At 55.4% G+C, this 6,964-nt stretch carries 5 protein-coding genes and 1 pseudogene; 3 read left to right on the top strand and 3 right to left on the bottom strand.

Annotated elements, in window-relative coordinates; genetic code table 11:
* Positions 1 to 57 precede the first annotated feature (57 nt).
* Entirely contained in the window at positions 58 to 1,113 is a 1,056-nt protein-coding gene (locus tag AC2FND_RS19075; RefSeq protein WP_496771302.1) for a tyrosine-type recombinase/integrase, read from the bottom strand.
* 316 nt (positions 1,114 to 1,429) lie between these two features.
* On the opposite strand from AC2FND_RS19075, the pseudogene AC2FND_RS19080 reads away from it, so the two are divergent.
* From AC2FND_RS19080 to AC2FND_RS19090, 3 genes and pseudogenes are all read left to right on the top strand, one after another.
* Positions 1,430 to 2,049, top strand: a pseudogene (locus tag AC2FND_RS19080) (IS6 family transposase).
* Positions 2,050 to 2,384: 335 nt separating this feature from the next.
* Positions 2,385 to 2,777, top strand: a complete 393-nt coding sequence (locus AC2FND_RS19085) for a glycosyltransferase (protein WP_496771303.1) — start codon at positions 2,385 to 2,387, stop codon at positions 2,775 to 2,777.
* 217 nt (positions 2,778 to 2,994) lie between these two features.
* Positions 2,995 to 4,458 carry a glycosyltransferase family 39 protein gene (locus tag AC2FND_RS19090; protein WP_496771304.1) on the top strand — a complete coding sequence of 488 codons (1,464 nt, stop codon included), beginning with the start codon at positions 2,995 to 2,997 and terminating at the stop codon, positions 4,456 to 4,458.
* 31 nt (positions 4,459 to 4,489) lie between these two features.
* On the opposite strand, the gene AC2FND_RS19095 is transcribed toward AC2FND_RS19090, so the two are convergent.
* Positions 4,490 to 5,503, bottom strand: coding sequence for a glycosyltransferase family 2 protein (locus tag AC2FND_RS19095; protein ID WP_496771305.1), 1,014 nt, complete (start codon positions 5,501 to 5,503; stop codon positions 4,490 to 4,492).
* A gap of 37 nt (positions 5,504 to 5,540) precedes the next feature.
* Positions 5,541 to 6,964: hypothetical protein (locus tag AC2FND_RS19100; protein WP_496771306.1), on the bottom strand; the 1,424-nt coding region annotated here is incomplete at its 5' end.

Genomic DNA, 6,964 nt, shown 5'->3' on the forward strand with positions numbered 1-6,964 from the left:
AGGGGGCCGGCACGCAAGTCGTCAGCCTGATTGATCTTACGGCATGGGTCGAACCGTCTACCCCAACAGATCCGCCGCCGGGTTCTCTGCGATATCGACGTCGTCGTAATACTTCTGCGCCTGAGCCATGGAGCGGTGCAGGGACAGGCGCATGGCGGCCTGAATCGGAGCGCCGTCCAGTGCGGCCTGGGTCAGAAAACCCGAGCGCAGCCCGTGGGGCGAGGCGAAGCCTTCGGGCAGCCCCGCCAGTTTCAACCGGTGTTTGACGATCTGCACAATCGCATCCGGGCTGAGGCCGCGGTTCAATACGCGATCGGCCTTGGACACGGGCCGGAAGAGGGGGCCGTCGTCAATATGGCCAACCTCGATCCAATGGACCAGCGCCTGCGCGGCGCGGGTCTTCAGCACCAGCCGCGGGGTCTCGCCCTTGGCTGTGGTCTTGGTCTCCAGCAGAGAGAGCCAGACCACACCGGTCTTTTCAAACTCCTTGAGGCTAACATCTTCGCGCCTCAGCCCGGTGATCTCCGAGCGCCGTCTACCACCAGAAGCCCAACCCAGCATTAGCAGCGCCCGGTCGCGACAGTCCCGACGCGTGCCCCGGCAAGTGGCCAGCAGCTGTTCCAGCACGTCGCGGGTAATCGGGTGCTGCGACTTGGGGGCCGGGGGGCGGGCCGCGGCGCGGCGCGCTTTGGACCGGGCCTGCTTCACTTGTGGCGCGTCAAACGGGGAGGGGAGGTTCTTCATCCGATGAAAGGCAAGCCAGGAGGCGATGCGCCGGTCCAGCGTCGACGGAGCCGGGCAGGTCAGCGATTTGCGCAGCCCCTGAGCAATCAGCGCTTCTGCGGTTTCGCGCGCCACATCCGTTTCTGGTGCGTCATTCAGATCGCGGGCGTGATCGAGAATGAAGGCGAGGGCGGTGGCCTCAGATTCCGGCCAGTCCAGTGCCGATCCGAAGCGCGCAACCTTCCACGCTGTGATGTAGAGCAAATCCCGTTCATAGGCGCGCAGCGTATTGGCGGGGGTGCCGCGGACATAGAGATCGGTCAGCGCCTCCTGATCTTCTGCGGAGAGGGCAGGGGAGGTGGCTGGAAGATAGGGTGCAGGGCTGCTCATACGCCCATTGTGCGCACAAATTCGTGGGAAATCAATCACATCTAATAAGTGGTACTTATCCATAGTAATTGTGATTAGAGGAAACGCATTAAGTAACGATCAAAAAAAGACGTTTTTGCGCGTAAAGTGGGTAAGGGGCCGTACTTCATACCCGTTCCAGGTGGATATGTCGCAAACTCTGGGGTCTAGTTGACGAGCATGTGTGATCTGAGGTTTGTGCTCGAAGAACAGTTTTCGAACAGGTTACTGGAGTATGATCTCATTGAAGGGCTGTCATTTCCCCAAGGATGCGGTTTTGTACGCTGTGTACTTCTATCTGCGGTACACAGTGTCCTATCGCGACCTTGAAGAGATCATGGCCGAACGCGGCGTGCAGGTGGACCACGCCACACTTAACAGATGGGTTGTGAAGTATTCACCGATGATCGCAGCAAGAGCGCAATCGAAGAAACGCCCAACGCTAAGCTCCTGGCGAAAGGACGAGACATATGTTCGTGTTCGCGGCAATTGGATGTACCTCTATCGGGCCGTCGACAAGGCAGGAAACACCTTGATTTCATGCTGTCCGAGCGCAGGAACCGTCCAGCAGCAGCAAGGTTCTTTGGCAAAGCGCTGTCTTCAAATGGAATCCCGAACAAGATTGTCATCGACAAAAGTGGCGCCAACGCGGCGGGCATTCGAGAGGTGAACAGGATTCTGAAGCGGTTCGGCTGCCCAGCCAAAATCCAAACAGTCAGGTCCAAGTATTTGAATAACCTGATCGAGCAGGATCATCGGTTTATCAAGCGTCGCGTGCGGCACATGTGCGGGTTTAAATCGTTCAGACCTGCTTCGGCTACTCTGGACGGTATTGAGGTTGCGAACATGATCCGAAAGCAGCAATTCCCCAGCACTACGACATCTGGCTTTCGGCAATTTTCCGAGATCGCAGGATAGGTGCGTCCGGTAATTCGCTACTTTGGCCATTCTAAAAGTTTGCGACACATCCTCGCTTCGTGCATTCCCACATTCTTCCGACGTATCTATTCTCAAAGATACCTTTGACGGGCCATGCATCTGCCATATGATGGCGATGTCTCAAATAGCTTGGCCCTGTACAATATCAGGTCAACGGTGCTGAGGTTGTAATCGATTTGGCAAAGCCTTTCTGGATGGCGGGTTTGTGTGACGTCCACATGTGTTCTGGACAAGGGGGTAAGGGGTTTCGTCTATGGCCTATATTTCAGGGCAACCAGAGCAGGACCCGCAAAAGGGTATCAACTTGATGATCGATGTGCTGGCCCGGTGGTGAAAACATCCGGGTTCTGGGGCCGATCGATACCGTCCCCCTGCATATGGCCGCCGCGGATTTCATGCTGCTCACGTCCCGATGGGAGGCATTGCCGATTTCAATTGTCGAAGCTTTTCACGCCGGCTTGCCAGTGATAGCGACCGACTGCGGTGGTGTGAGTGAGCTTGTGTCTGAACGGGTTGGGCGGCTTTGTCCTGTTGGTGATGTTGAAGGGCTGACCGCGGCTGTGCTGGAGCTTGCAGAAAACGAAGGGCTGCGCAAAACTCTGGGGGCCAACGCCCGCGCACTGGCGCGTGAGGAGCGTTTTGACCCGGACCATGTACATGCACGGATCGAACAGCTTTATCGTCAAATGCTGGAAGAGGCTGCCTGACAGAGTGCGCAAAAGAGAAACAATCGCAAAGTATTTTGCAAACTATTGATAATTTTTGAGCGTTTTTTGGAAGAAATCGCCTGCATTGAAACTTTGTGTCAGTGTACGCCGCAGGTACGGTGCGCTGCGAAAGAAGGATCGACATTTGCTTGCGCCACGCCCCTGCTGTCGATTTTTAACGATGCCCGCTTTGAGCCAGGCGTGACAGGAGAAGCCCATGAAACAGACTTCCCCCATGCTTGGCCGCAATGATCTGGCAATACTCCTGTTTATTCTTCTTCTTGCCGCAGTCCTCAGAAGCGCCGGGCTGAACGCACCCTTGTGGTATGACGAAATCCGGACCGTCGATACGCATGTCAGCCTTCCGTGGAGTGAGATGATGCGCGACTATTCGATGAATCATCATTATTTTTTCAGCATGAAGGCGAAGCTGGTTTCCCAGGTATTCGGAGATCAGGTCTGGGCGTATCGGTTTCCCGCCGTCCTGTTTGGTGTCGGTCTTGTCGGCGTAATCTGGTGGCTGGCAAGAGAGGTTGCGGACAACAAGATTGCGCATGTGTCAGCTTTGCTGGTGGCCCTGTCCTATCATCAGGTTTGGTTCTCTCAAAATGCGCGCGGTTATACCGAGCTTGCGTTCTGGAGCACACTTGGCTTCATTTTCTTTCTGCGGGGGACGCGCCAGCCAACAATCGGCACCTGGATTGCCTTCGGTTTTACTGCCGCTGCCGCTGTTTTCACGCACCTTACCGGCGCATTCTTCTTTGTTGCTCTGGGGATTATCTGGTTGTATTGCCTCGCAATTGGGCTCGTCCGGGGCACTGTTACTCGTGCATGGGTCCTGCATCCGCTGATGGGCGTTGCGGTTGCGCTGGTTTTGGTCCTGCTCGCATATCTGCCGATTTTGCCAAGCATAGCGGGTACCGTAGGCGAGGTTTCGGCAACATCCGCCGTGGACCCCATGCAGGAATATCAGAACCCGCTTTGGACAATTGTCGAAGGGTTGCGGACTGCGGTTGGGAATACCGGTCCGCTGATGTTGTTTATCGCCATCGGCGGGCTGGCTGTCATTGTATTCGGCGCTGTGGGGGCGCATGTGACGCAGCCGTTGTTTTTCCCTTCCATTGCCATGCATATAGCGGTGACGCTGACCCTTCTTCTTTCGCTTGAAATGCGGATTTGGCCCAGGTTCTTTTTTGTCGACATTGGCCCCGTCATTATCCTCGCCGTTGTGGGGTGTCGGCATGGGGCTGATGTGGTGGCACGGTGGGTTCGGCAGCCCCAATTCGGACGGCCTCTCTTTGCTCTGGGTGTTATGACGATGATTGTGGTGTTCGTACTTCTGGTGCAGCGAAACTATTCTGCCCCGAAACAGGATCTGGCCGGGGCCTTTGAGTTCGTGGAAGAAACCCGCAACCCATCAGACCGGGTATACGCGATCAATCCGGGCGGGCCTCTTTTTGAAGCTCATTTCGACGCTGACTGGAGAACCATCGGGGATGCGCATGAGTATTCCGAAGCGATGGCCCAGCCAGGTCCTGTGATGCTGGTTGTTCTGTTCCCAGGTCGGATGTTCCGCGCCATTCCGGATTTGAAACGCGACGCCGAACAGCAATTGGCACATATGCGTGAGTTCCCCGGAACACTGGGGGACGGAGACGTGCTGGTCTATCGGCGCAGATGAGCTGCAGCGGGTTCACAGGACGATTGAGGGATCAAGGCGAATGGTCGTCCCGAGATTCAAGCCCGAGACTGCTTTCGACGATGTAAAGCGGGCGTTTCTGAGCCTCTGCATAAAGCCGCCCCAGATATTCCCCGATCACACCCAGCACAACAAGCTGCAGGCCGCCGATCAGCAGCACAGCAACCATCAATGAGGCATAGCCAGGCACATCCACCCCGTAAATAAGGGTGCGTGAGATCAGGAAAGTACCGTAGATAATCGCAGCCAGCGCAGTCAGCATTCCGACATAACCTGCAATCCTGAGCGGTACGGTGCTGAAACCGGTAATACCGTCCAGCGCAAAGTTCCAAAGGCGCCAGTAGTTGAACTTGGTCTGTCCCGCTGCACGCTCAGGACGGTCATACGCCACCTCAATGTGCCGAAACCCGACCCAAGCAAAAAGACCCTTCATAAAGCGATTGTGCTCGCGCAGTTGAACAACAGCCTGAACCACGCGCCGGTCCATTAGGCGAAAATCGCCGGTATTGGCGGGGATAGGCACGCCCGAAACCCGGTTGATGACCTGATAGAATTTCAGTGCCGACCAGCGTTTCATCGCGGTATCGCTGTCGCGGTGGCGCCGGACGGCATAGACGACATCAAACCCCTCCCGCCATTTCTCGAGGAAGGTTTCAATCAGTTCAGGCGGGTCCTGCAAATCCGCATCAATGGGAATAACAGCCTGACCGGTGGTGACATCAAGCCCGGCGGTCAGCGCAATTTCTTTTCCAAAATTACGTGAAAAATTCAATACTTTGATGCGTTTATCACGTTCATGTGCCTCGGCCAGAATGGCGGCGGTCCTGTCGGTGCTGCCATCGTTGACGCAGATGATCTCATAACTTTCACCAAGGGTTTCAAGGAAGTTGCCAAGTCGGTCGAACAGAATCGGCAGCACCTCTTCCTCGTTAAACATGGGCACAACGATGCTGAGCGTGGGCACACCCTGATCTGGGTTTTTCGCTTGCGACAAGGAAGTGGGAAGGTGCATGTTTACCGGCGCCATTGCGACTTTCTTGTTTTGTGTATGTGAGCACAGGTGATCATGGTTTGGTGTCAGGTTCAAAGAGTTCTGCGCTGGCCCGTAATTTTTTTATTGTTAGGATTGGTTTATAGCCACGCAGTGCTGCCCGCCGAGCATCGTCGATAACCGGGTTTTCTTCATAGGGCCAGGTGACCAGCCAGACACGAGCCTCTGGGTTGGTCTGAAGTGCAGCTTTGTGGTCTGAGACGACATAATGCGCAGTTCCGAGATAATAGAACAGGGGTGTATCTGTCCAGTCACGGACCTGTTTCATAAAGACAAGATCGTCAGGGTGCATTTCAGGCCGCATGGCCAGCGCAATGCCTTGATAATCATTGGGCGATCCGGGTTTTTGGGCAGCATAGAATACACTGGCGGCAAATACGATGACGCAGGCACCCATTGCCGACAGTCGGAGAAGGCTGGCTTGGAAGAGCCAGACTGCGCCTGCGGCGCTCAGGATCAACAAATAGGGTATGAAAATCAGAAAGGCCCGTGGCGCAAGGACTGACACCTTGTAGGACGCAGCGAACAGGATCAGCGGTGCACCTACCGCGATGAACCATAGCAACAAGGTGCGTTCTTGAGGGTAATGTAGTGTACGCGATGGCAGTCGGGGGACTAACCCCCTCCAAAGCGTACCTAGAACAGGAATGAGCAGAGCCAGAAGGGGCAAGATGGACATCACCATCAGTGCTTCGTTTCGGCGGTGGGCGATTGTTGCTAGCCAGAACATGAAGCAGGCCGAGCAGATGGCTGTAACAGCCGGAATCCATATCGGGATTGACCGACCTGAGCTTGTGACAGGGGCCTCGCGTTTGGGTGCTTTCAAACTGGCTGCCAATAAAAGGAGGGAAAATGCCAGCAGCAGCCATGCGGGAACCATGGGGATCTGTAGAGGCGGGATCGTGAAATTGTCCTGTGCAAATAAAAACCCAAATGAGAAATACTCGGCTAGGAATTCCGGGGACGGCTCATCGACTGCACCTTTTCGTGCGCGATAAACCGCATGAGTCAGCGCCGGAGCGGATAGAATGAAAGCAAGAGCCTGAACCTGAAACAGTCGAGGGGGATGCCGTAGGTCAATTCGATTAGACAGACGGCCTGGTATATTTTCGGGCCGGGGTAGAACCAGGACTGTCCAGAGCAGATGAATCAGAAGCAGGGGCCAGAAAAACTCGACAGTGAGAACGCCTGCCATTGCGGTGACGATATAGGTAATCTCGATCGCCGGACGTGGTTCGCGGGATCGGATGAGGCATAACAACAGCCAAGTTGCCAGAAGGGACAGGCAGGCTCCGGCAGCATACATGCGGGCCATCTGGCTCCAAAAGATGTGAAACCCATGAAGTGCCAGCAATAAGGAGGCCAGGCAGCCTACGGTTGACCCAAAGATATTCCGCGCGACCAGAAAAATAAGCGGGATTGATCCCACGGCAAACA

Source organism: Ruegeria sp. BHSB056 (assembly GCF_059613305.1).

Coding starts and splice junctions, on each gene's coding strand:
- AC2FND_RS19075 (WP_496771302.1), bottom strand. CDS start 1,113: ATGAGCAGCCCTGCACCCTATCTTCCAGCCACCTCCCCTGCCCTCTCC.
- AC2FND_RS19090 (WP_496771304.1), top strand. CDS start 2,995: ATGAAACAGACTTCCCCCATGCTTGGCCGCAATGATCTGGCAATACTC.
- AC2FND_RS19095 (WP_496771305.1), bottom strand. CDS start 5,503: ATGGCGCCGGTAAACATGCACCTTCCCACTTCCTTGTCGCAAGCGAAA.
- AC2FND_RS19085 (WP_496771303.1), top strand. CDS start 2,385: ATGTGCTGGCCCGGTGGTGAAAACATCCGGGTTCTGGGGCCGATCGAT.